Genomic DNA, 17997 nt, shown 5'->3' with positions numbered 1-17997 from the left:
TTTTGGACGAGAATAAGATCTGTTTATGCTTTTAAATTTGTGTGAAAGTATTCAAAAAGGAGAATGAAAGGTGAGTTCAATTTTTAATAACCGCTTTATTTATTGTATCCTTTTCTCTGCCTTATTTCTTCAAATGGGTATTTGGATTAGGAACTTTTCGATATTACTATTTGTTACTGAACAAACGAATGGGAACGCTATAGCCATTTCTTTTATTATGCTTGCGGAGTATGCCCCCATTTTCTTGTTTTCTTTCCTAGGAGGAACATTTGCAGACCGTTGGCGACCAAAGAAGACGATGGTATGGTGTGATATTCTTACGGCAATATCAATTTTTGCTATTTTTGCTGCGCTACTTTTTAGTACTTGGAAAGTTGTCTTTTTTATTACTTTAATTTCTGCAGTACTTTCCCAGCTTTCACAACCAGCGGGTATGAAGTTATTTAAGCAAAATCTCCCAGACAAACTATTACAGCCTGCGATGTCTCTTTATCAAACCTTATCTGCTGTTTTTATGATAATGGGGCCGGTCATTGGTACCATTGTTTATGAAAACTTAGGCCTTCTCCCTTCCATTTTAATAACTGGAAGTGCCTTTCTATTATCTGCTTTTTCGTTGTTTTTCATTACAGAGAGTAAAAATATTGAAAGGGAGTCGTCCATACATATAGCCAATATTTTGGATGATATGAGGGGTGGAATAAAATACGTCCTTAAAAATAATCAATTAAAAGCGCTGGGAGCATGTTTCTTATTTGCAGGACTAGCAGTAGGGCTCATTCAACCAATGAACATTTTTATTGTCATGGAAAAATTGTCATTAGGAACAGAGTATTTACAGTGGCTTCTCATGATAAATGGCTTAGGAATGGTGATTGGTGGAGTAATATCATTTACTTTATCTAGTAAGATACAACCGATGAAGTTTTTAGCAATAGGAGTGGCAATGACCGCGATATCTATAAGTATAATTGGCTATTCAACAGTACTTATGCTAACACTATTAGGACAATTTTTATATGGGGTATTTCTTCCGGTTATTCAAATTGGCATTCATACAATGGTATTAAAAAATACGAATGATCATCTTATAGGGAGGGTCAACGGTATTTTAGTGCCTCTGTTTAGTGGGTCTATGGTAATGAGTATAACATTAGTAGGCATATTAAAAAGTGTGGTATCAGTAACTTTTATCTTTCAAGTGTCTGCTTGTTTATTCCTTGTTGCTTTGGCGATTATTTTACGAAACACAAAGCAGCAGTCATTGAATGAACCAGGACAAGCTAGAAATGTTTAATGTGTGAAGCTACTAAATAGTGAGCAACTACTATATGAATTTATCATTCCTTGTGAATAGGTGGCTTCATTTGAATCCGTATCGATACAAACATTTCTTAATAAAAATGAACAGTAGAGCAATTTAGTGAATAAAAGAAACAAGCAGTGGTTATGCTTGTTTCTTAAATCATTTTTGCAGTATATATTGAAAACACCGTTTCGCAGTTGCTTCCGGTGCAACAAGAATAGGGGTGTTGGGTGTTACTTGGTTAGCTACATGTGCCATGCTGTATTGCGAGAGGACGATGACATCTACCTTTCCATCCATTTCCGCCACCATTCTCCTGACTCTTTCGTCATGCTCTTCTTTTTTCCCTTCAAAAAGTAGATGGATGATGCCAGGATCAACAACAGATTCAATGGCACAGTTCGGTTGACGTGCTTGTAGGTAATTAATTAGCGCTTCGGGTGTTTCTCTGACGGTAGAGATTAAACCGATACGATTATATTCTAAAGCCTCATCTAGCATCGCTTCGTCTGAACGGAACATTTTCACTCGACAAAGTGGTTGAAGGATAGCTGTTAAAGGATTGAATGCCGAACAAGTTAGCTGAATACAATCAGGGCGAGCTTCCGCTGCTAAAGAGACAGATTTTGAAAAGCGCCGAGCAATTTCTGGTGTCAATGAGCCGCTTTCTTCAATCATCGTCAGTAAGTGAGTATCCATGAAATGTAATAATTCAACCTCAGGCGCCACTTTTCTAAACGCTTCTTCTATAGGCTTTAAAGCAGTCGTTGTTGCGTGTATTAAGGCAACCTTCATTTTATCTATCACCTCATCCTTTCCGCTTTCGTGCTTTCATTTCCGAGCAGTTAATTGTATTCTCTATAGTATATCTAATAATCAATGAAAATAGTATAAAAACTAATGAAGGAGAGAAAGAGATGAATTCGGATTGGCAGAATAGACTTTCTCCGGAGAAAGAAAAGCCTTACTTCCAAAAGTTGATGAGCTTTTTAGAACAGGAATATCGGCATCATACGATTTATCCTGTAAAGGGAAATATCTTTAATGCATTGGAATATACGAGCTTTGAAGAGACAAAGGTGGTTATCCTTGGTCAAGACCCATATCATGGTGCCAATCAGGCGCATGGCTTAAGCTTTTCGGTACAACCTGGTGTGAAAATACCTCCGTCTCTACGAAATATATATAAAGAATTAGAAGCAGATATTGGTTGTCCCATACCTAACCATGGTTGCCTCATTTCTTGGGCGAAGCAGGGGGTATTATTATTAAATACGGTATTAACAGTAAGAGAAGGAGAGGCCAATGCTCATCGTGGACAAGGGTGGGAAGAGTTTACGAATCATATTATTACTTCTTTAAATCATAGAGAGAAGCCTATTATTTTTGTGTTGTGGGGGAAGCCCGCGCAAGCGAAGTTAAAGTTAATTAATACAGAAAAACATGCCACTATCCTCGCGCCCCATCCGAGTCCGTTATCTGCTCATAGAGGCTTCTTTGGTAGCAAGCCATTCTCAAAAATTAATCAAAAATTGTTAGAATGGGGAGAGAAACCGATAGATTGGAAAATAGACAATTTATAAGACTTTTCGTCATGTTTCACGTGAAACGAGAGGGGTGCTGTCGAAATGCCGGAGAAAAAGGTAAGCTGTGTCAAATGTAAATTTTTCTATGTTACATGGGATCAAAGATTTCCCAGAGGCTGCAAGGCATTTGGTTTTAAAACAAAAAAATGGCCATCGATGGAGGTTCATACTGCGTCAGGGCAATCGTGTTTGCGTTTTGAAAAGAAGAACTGATACACTATAAGAAGAAAAAGATGGTAGATGAAGTAGGTGAATACATGAGTATTTCAATCGAGAAAATGCTAAGTAAAATGGAAGCTGAGATTAGTGAGGCGAAGGGGTTAAATGAATCGGCAGTAAGAGAAAGAGTCCATGCTATTAAAACGTTGTGTGAAGTGATTCTTGATCAACAATCAACGGGAGCAGTCCGGGCGGCGCAAACGCAGCAACAACCGATGGTAACTACCCAGACGAATATCCCCAGTCCTCAACAGGTAAGCCTGAATGAAAAACCAATGAAAATGGGTGATGAGGCAAACGGTGAGTCAATTTTTGACTTTTAAGGAGTGGCTTTGCTTTACCTGTTATACTAAATATATACTTAAAAGAAAGAGGCTGAAAATAAATGAAGCTTTTCATCATTATTGGGGCGATTTTTGCCTTTCTAGCAGTTGCATTTGGTGCATTTGGTGCCCATGCTTTAGAAGGTAAAGTAGTAGGCAAGTATATGGATAATTGGCAAACGGCTGTACAATATCAAATGTTCCATGCTATTGGAATTTTTATTGTTGCTTTATTATTATCGAAAATGCCAGACTCCTCCTTATTAACTTGGTCGGGCTGGTTAATGGCATTTGGTATCTTATTTTTCTCTGGAAGTTTATATATCTTAGCATTAACGAAAATATCCATATTAGGCGCCATTACACCTATTGGTGGTGTAGCATTCCTTGTAGGTTGGGTACTTATTCTTGTATTTGCTGTAAAACACCTATAATAATGAAGGGCTGAACATTTATGATGTTCAGCCCTTTTTCAAAAGAAAGTATAAAATTGTTCAATGAGTTATCATGTCTAGCTCCAGCGTCATGGAGCTCGAGGTCATAAGTCAAAGCTGTCTATGAGGTAAAGGACAACCTCACAGCCATCTTCGTCTTATGCTTGTCGCTCCAGAGCGAGCCGCTTCCGCTTTTCATCATGTCTAGCTCCAGCGTCATGGAGCTCGAGGTCATAAGCTAATCCGTCAAAAAGGTTAAAGAACAACCTTTCCGCCGGCTCGTCTTATGCTTGTCGCCGAAAGGCGGGCGCCTTCCGCTTTTCTGCTTACCTTGGGTTGTATTGTGTTAATTGTGCTGGATAATAGTATTCAATCTCCTCAGGAAAAACAACATAATCTAAATAAATCATTGGGATTAAGTAGCGCTCACCCGTTTCGGGGTCACTAATAATGACATGATCACGTCCAGCTGCTTCAATGATTCCTTTAAACACTTTGGCATTCCATTGTGAATTATTTTCAAATGTTGTATAAATGGATGCAAGCTTGCCGCGATTTAATCTGAGAATATTTTCAATAAAGGATTGTTCCATTGGCAGTTGACCTGTTGTTTGACCTTGAACGTTTGTTGGCATCCCTTGTGTTGGTATGTTTACTTGAGGTGGTTGAGTGTTGTAATTCTGTTGAGGCTGCTGCTGATATTGGTTGCTGTATTGCTGTTGTTGTTGGGGATACCCACCATAATAAGGATAACCTTGTTGAGTCATTGCACTTCCCTCCAAATAAATTAATAAACAGATGGGCAATCTGATTCGGTAGGGATATAGAAACAGTGTGATTTGAACCTACCTGAATTCCATTGGTTATACCATTGTGCTGGACAATCGCCACCTGGTCTAAAAAACCATAAAGCATTACTAGCAGGGTGTTGCCTTTCGCCTTTTAAAACTCTTCTTGCTAAGTTCAATTCATTCGATCGTGCCGCTTGATAAAAATAGCCTTTCTGCGTTGCTTCAAACCCACCAGGATTTTGAAAAACCATTTGCCTAATGGATGTAATGTCTTTAAAATCCAAGCAATTACCAAGGACGCGATTGACGCCGACATTGCCAACCATTAACATACCAAGATTTCCTTCACCTTCTGCTTCTGCACGCAAAAGTCTTGCTAGTAGCTTTACATCTGCTTCTGTGTAGGCTATCACGCCCATACAATCACCTCTTAAAAGTTTTGCCATGTTGCTAGATAGAGGCTTATTCATAAACTCACTATTTATAACTATGTATAAGCCTTTTCTTTTATGACAAAAAAACTCCCGCCAATAAATTGACGGGAACAATATCGATTAATTAACATGTAAAAACTTACTTAAGCCACTTTCTGGTAATAGGTTGCCTACATAGAAGGCACCGAACTCTCCGTAACGAGCACTTACTTCATCAAAACGCATTTCGTATACGAGCTTTTTGAATTGTAGCACATCGTCGGCAAATAAAGTGACGCCCCACTCATAATCGTCAAATCCAACTGAGCCAGTGATGATTTGTTTAACTTTGCCAGCATAAGAGCGCCCGATGAGACCATGGCTGCGCATTAATTCACGACGTTGATCCATTGGGAGCATATACCAGTTATCCTCACCTTGTCTACGCTTATCCATTGGATAGAAACAAACATATTTCGCTTGTGGAAGTGTTGGATATAGTCGACTTCTCACATGAGGATTCTGATAAGGGTCTTCATTAGAATCTCCTGCCATATAGTTACTTAATTCTACGACAGAAACATAAGAGAAAGTCGGAATCGTATATTCTGCTAATTTTGTTTTATTGAATTCGTTTTCTAGCTCATTTAATTCTTCCATTGTTGGGCGTAAAAGCATCATCATAAAGTCTGCTTTTTGACCGACAATTGTATATAGTGCATGGCTACCTTGCTCGGCAGCTTGCGTGGTGTTCCATTTATCAACCAGTGATAGAAATTCGTGAATAGCGGCTTCACGCTCATCGCTAGAAATCATTTTCCATGTAGTCCAATCGATGGCACGGAAGTCATGGAGACAATACCAGCCGTCAAGAGTTTTTGCTGCTTCGTTCATTGTCATCGCTCCTCATATATGTACTATTTACTTCATGTTTACTATACCATAGTTTAGCCAGCAAACCACACGATTAAAACTAGCTAGTGTTGATTAGTTATTTTGCTTAATGGATAGGTTATAAGTATGATATGAATGAAGAGCTTCAGTGCACTGTTTTATTTAAGAGAATTCATTTTTTGGAATTAACCGACATTTGCCTTTTCTATTGCTATTTAACGAGCGGTCTATTGTAATGGAAGAAGAGAAGAAATAATTGCATTTAAATGATTAATTGGAGGGGCTTAATATGAGCAACTTATTTGAAATAATGAAAGCAAAAATAAACGGGAAGAGCTTGAAAATCGTTTTTCCTGAAGGTACAGACGATAGAATTCTTATTGCTGCCAGTCGCTTAGCTGAGGAAGGCATTCTTGTACCTATTTTACTTGGAGATGAAGAGGGAATTACTAATCAGGCCACTAAATTAGGGGTTTCTTTAGAAAATTGTACAATCATTGACCCAAAAAATAGTGAGTATATGGATGAATTGCTTCCTGTATTTGTCGACCGGAGAAAAGGGAAAGTAACAGCGGAAGCAGCAAAGGAAATTCTTTTGGATGAAAACTATTTTGGAACGATGCTTGTTTATGCAAACAAAGCGGACGGCTTGGTAAGTGGAGCGGCACATTCAACAGCAGACACTGTCAGACCGGCATTACAAATTATTAAAACAAAAGCAGGGGTGAAAAGGACCTCTGGTGTATTTATTATGGTTCGTGGGGAAGAACAATATGTTTTTGCTGACTGTGCGATCAATATTTCCCCTGATGCAGAAGGATTAGCAGAAATCGCTGTAGAGAGTGCAAAAACAGCAAAAATGATGGATATTGATCCTCGTGTGGCTATGTTGAGCTTTTCGACAAAAGGATCTGCAAATTCTCCAGAAACTGATAAGGTCATTGAGGCAGTAACTATGGCAAAAGAAAAAAATTCAGAGCTTGTCATTGATGGAGAGCTTCAGTTTGACGCAGCGTTCGTACCTTCTGTCGCAGAGAAAAAAGCGCCGGGTTCACCAATCAATGGACAAGCAAATGTCTTTGTATTCCCAAGCCTCGAAGCAGGAAATATTGGCTATAAGTTAGCGCAAAGATTAGGTGGATTTGAAGCGGTAGGTCCGATTTTACAAGGTTTGAATCAACCGGTTAATGATCTTTCCCGCGGTTGTAATGAGGAAGATGTCTATAAGCTTGCGATTATTACGGCTAGCCAAGCTTTAGTCGAATAGTTCTTAAATGGTAAAGGAGCAGAAGGAATGGAAGAGGCTTTAAATTTATTAGAACAAAAAGAATGGCGTATAATTGATCAGTCGCAATCAGGGCGATTTGTCAGTGCACTTCACTCTTTCGGTATGGATGATACTTTATGCGCTTCGGTTGGGGCGGGACTCTCTCCTGCTACTGCGAGAAGCTGGGTGCATGACCGCACAGTCGTACTTGGTATTCAAGATACAAAACTGCCTTTTATTAACGCAGGGGTTCAATTTTTACAGCAACAAGGTTATGACTGTATTGTGCGGAATTCAGGTGGGCTTGCGGTTGTTCTCGATGAAGGTGTCTTGAATATTACTTTAGTGCTGCAGGAAACGGAAAAAGGTATTGATATTAACCGTGGATATGATGCGATGTGGTTTTTAGTGAAAGAAATGTTCGCCGATTTTCCCGTAGAAATTGAAGCGAAAGAGATCACCAAGTCCTACTGTCCGGGGAGTTATGATCTAAGCATTGGCGACCAGAAATTTGCAGGCATTTCACAACGCAGATTGAGAAAGGGTGTCGCTGTGCAAATCTACCTTTGTGTAAATGGCAGCGGCAGTGAACGAGCGCAGATCATTCAAGAATTTTACCGTATTAGTAAAGAGGATGAGAAGACTAAGTTTACTTATCCTGACATTGATCCAACAGTGATGGCTTCGCTAGCTGAACTACTCCAAACGGAATTCACCATAGAAGATGTGATGCTCCGCTTCCTACAAACATTAAAGAAACATAGTGGCACGCTTCATTCAGGTCAGTTAACCGTCACTGAAGCACCAATGTTTGAAAACTATTTCGACCGTGTAGTCGATAGAAACGAAAAAATCATGAACAAGAAATAATATGGGTCCAGGCAACTCCCGAATAATTTGCAGATTTTAGAATGAAAACAGGTGCTCTTTTGCTCGTTTTACCACTGGTGGAGGGCCTATCAAATGTACGAATAAATCTTAATCTAGTAAGTCACGCTAAATAGAAAATAACTGAGTAAGCTGGTTCAGCCTTTTACTCAGTTATTTTTGTATGTGTTTGTGGTAAACCACAGTCTAATCATTTATTCTGCTAGTTTTTCTAAATTGCCATTACGATCCATTTTGAATTTAGTGGCGGTTCTTTCCTCATCATCTAAAATCGCTAATTTTCGAGCACGGTTCATAATATTCATTAATGTCTCGTAATCTTCTTGGATAGTGACACTATTCTGCTCTAGCTTGCTTACTCTTGCCGCTAATTCTTGGTTTCTAGCCTTTAAAGAAGCATTCTCGCGCTTAAGTCTTTCATTCTCATTTTTTAAGATATCCAGTTTAATACTTGAGTGACTTAATGATTCAAGGTATTGAATGACACTTGCCATCGTCATATTAGATGATGAAGTTTCCTCCGTTTTGAATACAGGTGTCTTCACTTCTTCAGTAGGAGCCGCATTAGGTGTTGTGACTTCAGGTTCTTCAAATAGCAAATCATTCATCGGCTCCATCGCTGTTTCTACGTCATCTAATGTAGGAACTGGTGGTGAATATAATAGTTTTTTCTTTCCACCTTGCTCTTTGCCAAGCATTCTTTGTCGTTGCTTTCGTTGTTTTTTTGCTAGTTGAAGGGCTTTTTCATATTGGTGCCGTACAACTGCATTCCAGCGAAACCCGCAAGCTGCTGATGTGCGATTCAACTTATCTCCAACTTCTTCAAATGCATTTAATTGCGTACTACCTTCACGGACATGCCTTAAAACCGTTTCTGCTAATAATAAATCATTTTCCTCTGACCATGCATCTTGACGTACTTTCATGATCTCAACTCCCTAAATTTTTATAATAGTTAAGCTTTAGCAATAGGATTGTCAAGAATACAAGGTTTTATACATTCTATGTTTGAAAGGATAGTAGAAGATGGTTTCTAATAGATACGTATGGTAAATCATGTTAAAAATGTCGAAAAAAATTCTCATTTCGCCAAAAAACAACTAGGACAGGGGTTCGTATGTGCAGGAGAGGTTGGTCTATTACATTCGGGGGGTGAAACAAGAGAAAGAGAAAGATATAATAGGGGAAGTAAAAAAAAACTGATGAAGAGCAATCAAATGTTTAAAGGTAAAAAAAGAAGTTAATATATTGGTTATGTCTATATAAAAAGGGAGGTGTCATGATGTCATATGCGACAGAAAAATTAACTGAAGAAAAGGTATTTAAAGATCCTGTTCACCGTTATATTCACGTGAAAGATCGTCTTATCTGGGATTTGATTGGTACTAAAGAATTCCAACGTCTAAGAAGGATTAAACAATTAGGAACAACCTTTCTTACCTTTCACGGAGCGGAACATAGCCGATTTAATCATTCGCTTGGTGTCTATGAAATTGTTAGGCGAATTGTCGATGATGTCTTCAAAGGACGTCCAGAGTGGAATGATGACGATCGTTTATTAACCCTTTGTGCAGCATTGTTACATGATTTAGGTCATGGGCCGTTCTCGCATTCTTTTGAAAAGGTATTTGGCTTAGATCATGAAAATTTTACAAAGAAAATTATTCTCAGTAACACAGAAGTCAACAATGTGTTAAGAAGAGTAAGTGATGATTTTCCAAAAAAAGTAGAAGAAATAATTGCGAAAACGTCTAAAAACAAATTAGTTATCAGTTTAATCTCTAGTCAAATTGATGCCGACCGGATGGATTACTTACAAAGAGATGCCTATTTTACAGGCGTGAGTTATGGTCATTTTGATATGGAACGTATTTTACGAGTGATGAGGCCAAGGGAAGACCAGGTTGTGATTAAACAAAGTGGCATGCATGCTGTTGAGGATTACATAATGAGTCGATACCAAATGTATTGGCAAGTGTATTTTCACCCTGTAACGAGAAGTGCAGAGGTGATCTTAACAAAAATACTCCATAGGGCAAAGGCTCTATATGAAGAATCTTATCAGTTCAAACAAGCCCCTGCTCATTTTTATTCTTTATTTAAAGGCGAAATAACGGTGGATGATTACATTCATCTGGATGAATCAATTGTTCTATACTATTTCCAAATGTGGCAGTGGGAAGAAGATGAGATTTTAAGTGATTTAGCGCAACGTTTCTTAGACCGTCATCTCTTTAAGTATGTTGAATTTGACCCAGCCAAGGAATATAAGAAACTGTCAGAGCTGTCTATCTTATTTTTAAAAGCGGGAATTGACCCTGAATATTACTTAGTTGTCGATTCTTCCTCTGATTTACCTTATGATTTTTATCGACCGGGTGAAGAAGAGGAGCGTTTACCGATTCATTTATTATCGAAAAATGGAGAGGTAAGGGAATTATCTCGGGAATCATCGATTGTTGATGCTATCTCAGGTAAAAGAAGGACCGATCATAAATTATACTATCCTGCCAATCTCCTTCATGATGAAGGGCCACATAAAGAGATTAAGAAACAAATACGAAAATTACTAGACTTAGAATAAAAAAGTTCGAATGGAACGTAATAAATAATTAGGAGATGAATCAATGTGCTGAAAGACCATGCAAAAATCATTCATGCCATTGCTGCCTCGGATGAAATTGTCGGCCGTAAAAAGCTACAAAAAATGATTTACATTGCAAAAAAAATCAATTACCCTTTTCATGAGAAATTTGCCTTTCACTTTTATGGACCTTATTCAGAAGAACTCACTCTTCGTATTGAAGAGCTATGCAATATGGGATTCTTGAATGAAATTAAAGAAAAAAAAGGTGGATACTATCAATATCGTTATACACTAACCGAATCGGGAACAGAATTTCTAGAATTAAATGAAGTAAGTATGCCTCATTTAAAAGACTGTCTCGTTGATATGAATGGCCAATCAGCAAGATTTCTAGAGCTAGTATCCACTGTCTTATACTTCGAGGAACTGCCTAAAGAAGAAGTAAAGGAAAAGATCTTCACGCTCAAAAGCAAACAACGATATACAGAAGAAGAGATTAACCAAGCTTATCACTATATCGATGCCTTAAATACAAAAGCCGCTATCCTATCATAGGAGCGGTCTTTTTAATATTGAGGTTGTTCATATATATGCTCGTGTGAAAATGATATTGCGTGCCTTAATCGGTAATATGAACTGAGTGCTTCTGTTTTGATGGATTAGAGTTTGTGAGTCACTCAAGTTGAGCAAAGAGAATGAGCGCTTCGTAAATGAAGTTTGTGAGTCACTCAAGTTGAGCAAAGAGAATGAGCGCTTCGCAAATGAAGTTTGCGAGTCACTCAAGGTGAGCAAAGAGAATGAGCGCTTCGCAAATGAAGTTTGTGAGTCACTCAAGTTGAGCAAAGAGAATGAGCGCTTCGCAAAAGAAGTTTGCAAGTCACTCAAGTTGAGCAAAGAGAATGAGCGCTTCGCAAATGAAGTTTGCGAGTCACTCAAGTTGAGCAAAGAGAATGAGCGCTTCGCAAAAGAAGTTTGTGAGTCACTCAAGTTAAGAAAAGAGAATGAGCGCTTCGCAAAAGAAGTTTGTGAGTCACTCAAGGTAAGAAAAGGAACTGAGCGCTTCGCAAAAGAAGTTTGTGAGTCACTCGAGTTGAGCAAAGAGAATGAGCGCTTCGCAAAAGAAGTATGCGATTCACTCAAGTTGAGCAAAGAGAATGAGTGCTTCGCAAAAGAAGTTTGTGAGTCACTCAAGTTGAGCAAAGAGAATGAGCGCTTCGCAAAAGAAGTTTGTGAGTCACTCAAGTTGAGCAAAGAGAATGAGTGCTTCACAAATGAAGTTCGCGAGTCACTCAAGTTGAGAAAAGAGAATGAGTGCTTCACAAATGAAGCTCGCGAGTCCCTCAAGTTGAGAAAAGAGACTGAGCGCTTCGCAAAAGAAGTTCGCGAGTCCCTCAAGTTGAGAAAAGAGAATGAGTGCTTCACAAATGAAGTTCGCGAGTCCCTCAGTAAGAGAAAAGGAACTGAGCGCTTCGCAAAAGAAGTTTGTGAGTCACTCAAGGTAAGAAAAGGAACTGAGCGCTTCGCAAAAGAAGTTTGTGAGTCCCTCAAGTTGAGCAAAGAGAATGAGTGCTTCACAAATAAAGTTCGCGAGTCACTCAAGTTGAGCAAAGAGAATGAGCGCTTCACAAATGAAGCTTGCGAGTCACTCAAGTTGAGCAAAGAGAATGAGCGCTTTGTAAATGAAGTTTGTGAGTCACTCAGGTTGAGCAAAGAGAATGAGTGCTTCACAAATGAAGTTCGCGAGTCACTCAGAAAGGAAAATGGAGATGAGAGCACAACTAAACCGTAAATATACACATATCTCATGCTGTATTTTTACGCTCTTACGATTTATAGTTATACACGCATAAAATTTAATTTGTTCCGGCTTCTCCTCACCCTGGGAAGTATCTTTTCTTGTCTGAAAAGAAAACGTTGTATTTCTCTCAGAATTGGGTAGTTCTCTTAAATCTAATGGGATCCGGAAAGGAACGTTACAAAAAAAGGTGGCAGAGCCAAAGTTTGATTGGATTCGGCCGAAAATGAGTCAAAAAGAGGAAGCGAGAGGGAATTTTGATATGAAGACCCTAGGCAAAATCAATAATAGTGTACAAGAACAATAGAGAATCCTACATTAAGGGATTCACCAAAAAAAATAACCGGCACCAATGAATAACTAACATTGTCAGTGCCGATATATTTTAATCTTGTATTTTATTGGTCGCTCAGACGCTTGCCACCAACAGCATAATGGTTCTTGCTCATTTCTTCGATAAATACAGTGATTTTTTCATTTGGAGCACCTGTTGTTTCGCTCACGGCTACTGTGACTTTTTCTACTAGTGCTTTCTTTTGATCTTCTGTACGTCCTTCAAGCATTTTAACAGTTACGTATGGCATAAGTTCTTCCTCCTAAATGAATTCGCGCTGTTTCTGAACAACGATTATTTTAAGTTTTCCATATTTTCTTCATTTAGACAAGCAAATTTATAGTAGCGCATGATTTCCTTATTGCAGGAATGATGCGTTATACTTTAATATGTATGACAAAGATAAGGTTTACATATGGTTAATGAAAAGGTATAAAACACTCATTCATGAGTTAAAAAAGGGGATTAAAGTGTGGAACAATTCTTAGCCTATCCACTTAGGGATATTCCCTATGTAGCTATCACGTTAATTATTGCCTTCACTCTTCATGAGCTTGCCCATGCGTGGGTCGCCTATAAATTTGGTGATCCCACGGCAAAAAATCAAGGCAGATTGACGTTGAATCCCATTAGTCATTTAGATCCGATTGGGACACTCTTAATTTTTATAGCGGGTTTTGGGTGGGCGAGACCAGTCCCTGTTAACCGCTTCTTTTTTAAAAATCCGAGGCTTGCTGGTGTATGCGTTTCTTTAGCTGGTCCATTGAGTAATTTTGTTTTGGCTACATTTGCTTTAGGTTTATGGTATTGGTTAATTGGAAATGGTTATACAGTGCCGGAGTCGTTGCTCGCGTTTCTCAATATTTTTATTGGTCTAAATATGCTTCTTTTCATATTTAATTTAATCCCTTTGCCGCCTTTAGATGGCTATCGGGTGATTGCAGATTTAGTACCAAATGATTGGCGAGCGAAGATGACGTCAATTGAGAATTATGGAGGTCTTATTTTTCTCATCCTTGTGATTACACCGCTCAGTCAATATACGATTAGCCCTATCCTGAATACATTACTTCCAGCGATTATGGAAAACCTAAGCGCATTCTTTTATACATTATTTGTGAGAGCATAGATGAAGGAGGAGTTTCAAATGGCAGAGAATAAGAAAAAAATGGAGTTTAATATTATTAAAAGTGACCCAACTGAGGGGCATGGTGGATTCGGGGCCGGTGCTTTTAGTTTAGATAATGTTTCGCCGGTTATTATAGATGTCAATGAAAAAGAGGCTTCAATCGAGGTTGGGGCAATGCATGCCCGCAGCCCACAAGAAAAAGGCATTAAGTTTTTAAAAACAAAAGAAGAAGTCCCTAATGGTAAGCCATACTGGTTAATCTGGGTAACGGTAGAACGTGGAGCAGAAGGTACGTATTATGCGGGTGTAACAGCTTGTGAGTTTACAGTTGATCGATCAATTAGAAGAGGGTATAAGTCACTTCCTGAACATGTGAATCGAATGGATAAATCAATTAAAGGTCAAGTGATCGTGGATCATATGGATGTTTCTTCTAAAGAAGTATTAGCTAAATTCCTACAAGATTATGATGCAGGTATGTGGGAGAGATCATCAGAACAACTAAAAACAGATTTGCAAGCATAAGAGACAAATTCAGCCATAATTGTGGCGTATTTGTGACAGTTTATTGAAGGAATTTACAAAGTATTGCTTCAAGTGGATAAAAAAAGTAAACTTAATATTAGTGCAAAGCACTGTATAGAACTAGGACACGAAAAACCTCGACAGCTACTGTCGAGGTTTTTCATTATTTCTACTATTGTCATGTTTGTGTGCGAATTATGAAGTCCATGGTAATATCTTCTTGTACCAAGGCTTTTTTTCCTTAGGGGCTGGCTCTTTCTCTTTTTGTTTTTCCTCTGCTTGGTATTCAGGCAGGTGAAGCGAACAGTATTCAGTTGGTTCGGTTCCCTTAATAAAGTAGGTAAAACGTTTGACAGGGCAATTTTCTGTTGCTAGTTTGCCAGTGAAAGGTTCAACATAAACGCCTACTGTATTTTTTGTTGGTGTGAACTGGCGGATTGGTAGGCCCTGGTGCGCATCTTCCATATAATTCCCCCAAATTTCCTTTGCAAACGCCTTTTCCTTCACAAGGTCGATCGTTTGATTATCATCGTAACCTGTCCATACAGCAGTAACGAGCTGGGGAGAGAACCCAGCCATCCAGCTATCAGTCTCCGTCGAACCAGATTTTGCTGCGTATGGTCTTGTGAGTTGATTGCTAATAGTAGATCCAGTCACACTAGCATATCCATTTAATGTCTGATCAAAAATGCCCGTCATCATCTCTGTTACGACAAAAGCTGTATCCTCATCTAATACTTGCTCATGTGACCCCTTAGCCTCGTAAAGGACATCGCCTTTATAATCCTCAACTCTTGTTATAAAAACAGGGTCAGTACGCTTCCCACCATTAGCTAACATGCTGTATGCATTGGCAAGCTCTGTTACTCTTAATCCGGATGTACCCAGGGCGAGTGAAGGGACTTTGGCCATCTTAGACTGAATACCAAAATCTTTAGCGGTCTTAACGAGTGTTTCTTCACCTAAAAAAAGGTGGGTTTTCACAGCATATATATTATCCGAGAGCGCTAGTGCCTGCGCCATTGTTATATCCCCATCTGCATACTTATTATTATAATTATGAGGTGCATATGTTGATTGTCCATCGTCAAACCGAAAAGTAGTAGGTTTGCTCATTACTGTTGATGCTGGTGTAAATCCTTGTTTAATGGCCGCGTAATATAAAAGGGGCTTCATCGTAGATCCAGGCTGTCTAATCGCTTGTAAAGCTCTATTAAATGAGCTCTCTTCATAATCTGTTCCTCCAACCATGGCTTCTACATGTCCATTTTTAGGATTCATTGATACAAGCCCGACTTGCATTGAAGTATCTTCTGTCATCACTTCTTCAATTGTTTTCTCTGCTATCTCTTGTTTTTGGCGATCTAGTGTTGTGTAAACTCGTAATCCACCAAGTTCAATCATTCTTTCATCAAGGTCTAATTGGGATTTTAGTACGGCTTTGACTGCATCTTGAAAGTAGGGGGCAACAGTGTTCACGTAATATTGATGCTCACCAACGAAAGTAAGCTCTTCATTGAAAGCATTTGCCATTTCCTTTTTCGTAATATATTGATTCCCTACCATAGAAGTTAAGATTAACTTTTGCCTTTGTTTCGCTTTCTCAAATGAGGCAAGAGGTGAATAGGCACTTGGTCCTTTTGGAATACCTGCGAGCATAGCGGATTCGGCTAAAGTTAAATCAGCTGCATCTTTTCCAAAATAAAACTGACTAGCTGCTTGTGCACCGTAAGCCCTGTTACCGTAATAGATTGTATTTAAATAGCCTTCTAGTATTTGCTCTTTTGTGTAACTCATTTCTATTCTTAGGGTATAAAACGCTTCTTTTATTTTCCTTGTCCACGTTTTATCTTGATCGAGAAAGAGGTTTTTAGCGTATTGCTGACTAATAGTACTCGCACCTTGTACCTTTGCCATTGCTTTGAGGTCTGCCAGCAAGGCGCCAGCAATTCTTTTATAATCAAAGCCATGATGTTCATAAAAACTCTGATCCTCAATCGCGATCGTCGCATGAATTAAGTCTGGGGAAATATCAGTAATATCTGCCCAATACCTTTTCTCCCCTGTGTGACTTTCACCAATAATAGACTCGTCACTTGCCATATATAAAGTGGATTGTGGTACGGCAAGTGGTGGTGGACCTAAAATTTTGGCATAAATGAAAATACCGATGAGCAGGCAGACCATTAACGCTAAACCTATTAAGCTACAAATGACGAGTGCTCGCAAATATTTACCTGCATTTCTAAAGCGCTGATTTGTCATGATTTCCACATATACCACCCCCATTTTAATGTGCTTCGTTTACATATAGTATTGAAAACTATAGGGTATTTTAAACATGCATATTTGTGATTACACGAATATCTAAAGTCTGCATGAAAACCCCCCGATTGGGTCAAACATGAATAGTAGAGAGAGCCAGGTCAGCAAACATCTACATCGGTTCAATCATATAGCTGAAACGCCAAAGACTGTTCCGATTTCACAATGAATGAGTGCGAAGATTCTATTAGCCCATTCCTCTTTTTAGCGGGTATCTGCTTTTTAACAAAATTTTCACTTGCAATTTTGCTAGAATCCTCTATACTTTTCTCATGTTTGTCATTTTGCTTTTCGGGAACGATAAGGTTAAATGAGGCACTTTTTTAATAGAAAGGATTGAAGAATAATGAGCATTTGGTTTACTGAAAAACAAACAGAGAACTTCGGTATCACGATGAAGGTGAATCGAACTTTACATACGGAACAGACAGATTTTCAAAAGCTAGACATGGTAGAAACAGAAGAGTGGGGCAATATGCTTCTTCTTGATGATATGGTCATGACTTCTGTGAAGGATGAGTTTGTTTATCATGAAATGGTCGCTCATGTGCCTTTATTTACTCACCCAAACCCTGAGAATATCCTCGTTGTCGGTGGTGGAGACGGAGGCGTTATTCGTGAAGTGTTAAAGCACCCTAGCGTGAAAAAGGCGACACTTGTAGATATTGATGGGAAGGTTATTGAATTCTCGAAAAAATACTTGCCAGAAATTGCAGGAAAGCTTGAAGACCCGCGTGTAGAAGTAAAAGTGGGCGACGGCTTCATGCATATTGCTGAAAGTGAAAACGAATATGACGTTATTATGGTCGATTCAACAGAACCAGTGGGTCCGGCAGTTAACTTATTTACTAAAGGTTTCTATGCAGGTATTGCTAAAGCATTGAAGGAAGATGGTTTATTCGTAGCGCAGTCAGATAATCCGTGGTTTAAAGCAGACTTAATCCGCAATGTTCAAAAGGATGTAAAAGAAATTTTCCCAATTACACGTCTGTATGTGGCGAATATCCCTACTTATCCTAGTGGATTATGGGCATTCACTATCGGTTCGAAAAAGCACGATCCACTAAAAGTAGAAGAAGAGCGTTTCCACGAAATTGAGACGAAATATTATACAAAAGAACTACATCAGGCTGCATTTGTACTACCGAAATTTGTTAAAGATTTAGTGGAATAAGGAGGGC

General features: G+C 38.8%; 19 protein-coding genes. 12 read left to right on the top strand and 7 right to left on the bottom strand.

Going from position 1 to position 17997, the window contains the following annotated elements:
- Window positions 1-70 precede the first annotated feature (70 nt).
- Window positions 71-1297 (top strand): MFS transporter, encoded by a 1227-nt coding sequence (locus MKX67_RS22020; RefSeq protein ID WP_095371526.1) that lies wholly within the window; start codon window positions 71-73, stop codon window positions 1295-1297.
- A gap of 168 nt (window positions 1298-1465) precedes the next feature.
- On the opposite strand, the gene MKX67_RS22015 is transcribed toward MKX67_RS22020, so the two are convergent.
- Window positions 1466-2101, bottom strand: coding sequence for an aspartate/glutamate racemase family protein (locus MKX67_RS22015; RefSeq protein ID WP_095371527.1), 636 nt, complete (start codon window positions 2099-2101; stop codon window positions 1466-1468).
- A 122-nt stretch (window positions 2102-2223) separates the two neighbouring features.
- Between MKX67_RS22015 and MKX67_RS22010 the strand changes: the two genes are divergently transcribed.
- The 3 genes from MKX67_RS22010 (at window position 2224) to MKX67_RS22000 (ending at window position 3868) form a co-directional block, all read left to right on the top strand.
- Window positions 2224-2889: a uracil-DNA glycosylase gene (locus MKX67_RS22010; RefSeq protein ID WP_322909853.1), complete on the top strand. Its 666-nt coding sequence runs from the start codon at window positions 2224-2226 to the stop codon at window positions 2887-2889.
- Window positions 2890-3149: 260 nt separating this feature from the next.
- On the top strand, window positions 3150-3434 hold the full coding sequence (locus MKX67_RS22005) for a YwdI family protein (protein WP_157733858.1): 285 nt from the start codon (window positions 3150-3152) through the stop codon (window positions 3432-3434).
- A 62-nt stretch (window positions 3435-3496) separates the two neighbouring features.
- On the top strand, window positions 3497-3868 hold the full coding sequence (locus MKX67_RS22000; RefSeq protein WP_095371531.1) for a DUF423 domain-containing protein: 372 nt from the start codon (window positions 3497-3499) through the stop codon (window positions 3866-3868).
- Window positions 3869-4194: 326 nt separating this feature from the next.
- Here MKX67_RS22000 and gerQ read toward each other — a convergent pair whose 3' ends face one another.
- The 3 genes from gerQ to hemQ form a co-directional block, all read right to left on the bottom strand.
- The gene (gene gerQ / locus MKX67_RS21995; RefSeq protein WP_322909852.1) at window positions 4195-4635 is read right to left on the bottom strand and encodes a spore coat protein GerQ; all 441 of its coding nucleotides are present in this window, start codon (window positions 4633-4635) and stop codon (window positions 4195-4197) included.
- Window positions 4636-4655: 20 nt separating this feature from the next.
- Window positions 4656-5078, bottom strand: a complete 423-nt coding sequence (locus tag MKX67_RS21990) for a cell wall hydrolase (protein WP_095371533.1) — start codon at window positions 5076-5078, stop codon at window positions 4656-4658.
- A gap of 135 nt (window positions 5079-5213) precedes the next feature.
- Window positions 5214-5966, bottom strand: a complete 753-nt coding sequence (gene hemQ / locus MKX67_RS21985) for a hydrogen peroxide-dependent heme synthase (RefSeq protein WP_095371534.1) — start codon at window positions 5964-5966, stop codon at window positions 5214-5216.
- A 289-nt stretch (window positions 5967-6255) separates the two neighbouring features.
- Here hemQ and pta point away from each other — a divergent pair, with 289 nt between their 5' ends.
- Both pta and MKX67_RS21975 read left to right on the top strand, forming a co-directional pair.
- Window positions 6256-7233, top strand: coding sequence for a phosphate acetyltransferase (gene pta, locus MKX67_RS21980; protein ID WP_095371535.1), 978 nt, complete (start codon window positions 6256-6258; stop codon window positions 7231-7233).
- A 27-nt stretch (window positions 7234-7260) separates the two neighbouring features.
- Complete coding sequence (locus MKX67_RS21975; protein ID WP_322909851.1) at window positions 7261-8103, top strand: lipoate--protein ligase family protein; 843 nt, start codon at window positions 7261-7263, stop codon at window positions 8101-8103.
- A gap of 212 nt (window positions 8104-8315) precedes the next feature.
- Here the strand turns inward: MKX67_RS21975 and MKX67_RS21970 are convergent, their stop codons facing one another.
- The gene (locus MKX67_RS21970) at window positions 8316-9047 is read right to left on the bottom strand and encodes an RsfA family transcriptional regulator (protein ID WP_095371537.1); all 732 of its coding nucleotides are present in this window, start codon (window positions 9045-9047) and stop codon (window positions 8316-8318) included.
- A gap of 356 nt (window positions 9048-9403) precedes the next feature.
- On the opposite strand from MKX67_RS21970, the gene MKX67_RS21965 reads away from it, so the two are divergent.
- The 3 genes from MKX67_RS21965 to MKX67_RS21955 all read left to right on the top strand — a co-directional run bounded on the left by MKX67_RS21965 (window position 9404) and on the right by MKX67_RS21955 (window position 12497).
- Window positions 9404-10705 carry an HD domain-containing protein gene (locus MKX67_RS21965; protein WP_095371539.1) on the top strand — a complete coding sequence of 434 codons (1302 nt, stop codon included), beginning with the start codon at window positions 9404-9406 and terminating at the stop codon, window positions 10703-10705.
- 45 nt (window positions 10706-10750) lie between these two features.
- Window positions 10751-11263 (top strand): hypothetical protein, encoded by a 513-nt coding sequence (locus tag MKX67_RS21960; RefSeq protein WP_095371540.1) that lies wholly within the window; start codon window positions 10751-10753, stop codon window positions 11261-11263.
- A gap of 127 nt (window positions 11264-11390) precedes the next feature.
- Window positions 11391-12497 carry a hypothetical protein gene (locus MKX67_RS21955; protein WP_342488768.1) on the top strand — a complete coding sequence of 369 codons (1107 nt, stop codon included), beginning with the start codon at window positions 11391-11393 and terminating at the stop codon, window positions 12495-12497.
- Between the two features lie 404 nt (window positions 12498-12901).
- On the opposite strand, the gene MKX67_RS21950 is transcribed toward MKX67_RS21955, so the two are convergent.
- Complete coding sequence (locus MKX67_RS21950) at window positions 12902-13087, bottom strand: 2-hydroxymuconate tautomerase (RefSeq protein ID WP_095371543.1); 186 nt, start codon at window positions 13085-13087, stop codon at window positions 12902-12904.
- A gap of 222 nt (window positions 13088-13309) precedes the next feature.
- Between MKX67_RS21950 and MKX67_RS21945 the strand changes: the two genes are divergently transcribed.
- Both MKX67_RS21945 and MKX67_RS21940 read left to right on the top strand, forming a co-directional pair.
- A complete protein-coding gene (locus MKX67_RS21945; protein ID WP_307316558.1) occupies window positions 13310-13966 on the top strand; it encodes a site-2 protease family protein in 657 nt (218 codons plus the stop codon).
- An 18-nt stretch (window positions 13967-13984) separates the two neighbouring features.
- The gene (locus MKX67_RS21940; RefSeq protein ID WP_095371545.1) at window positions 13985-14491 is read left to right on the top strand and encodes a YwhD family protein; all 507 of its coding nucleotides are present in this window, start codon (window positions 13985-13987) and stop codon (window positions 14489-14491) included.
- Between the two features lie 195 nt (window positions 14492-14686).
- Here the strand turns inward: MKX67_RS21940 and MKX67_RS21935 are convergent, their stop codons facing one another.
- Complete coding sequence (locus MKX67_RS21935; RefSeq protein ID WP_342488767.1) at window positions 14687-16765, bottom strand: transglycosylase domain-containing protein; 2079 nt, start codon at window positions 16763-16765, stop codon at window positions 14687-14689.
- A gap of 397 nt (window positions 16766-17162) precedes the next feature.
- On the opposite strand from MKX67_RS21935, the gene speE reads away from it, so the two are divergent.
- Window positions 17163-17990 carry a spermidine synthase gene (gene speE, locus MKX67_RS21930; RefSeq protein WP_322909847.1) on the top strand — a complete coding sequence of 276 codons (828 nt, stop codon included), beginning with the start codon at window positions 17163-17165 and terminating at the stop codon, window positions 17988-17990.
- Window positions 17991-17997 lie beyond the last annotated feature (7 nt).

Source organism: Cytobacillus sp. FSL W7-1323 (assembly GCF_038595015.1).
In the GTDB taxonomy this organism is placed as follows: domain Bacteria; phylum Bacillota; class Bacilli; order Bacillales; family Cytobacillaceae; genus Cytobacillus; species Cytobacillus kochii.
The sequence above is the reverse complement of the archived record's forward strand: the minus strand, read 5'-3'. Positions and strand labels throughout refer to the sequence as shown.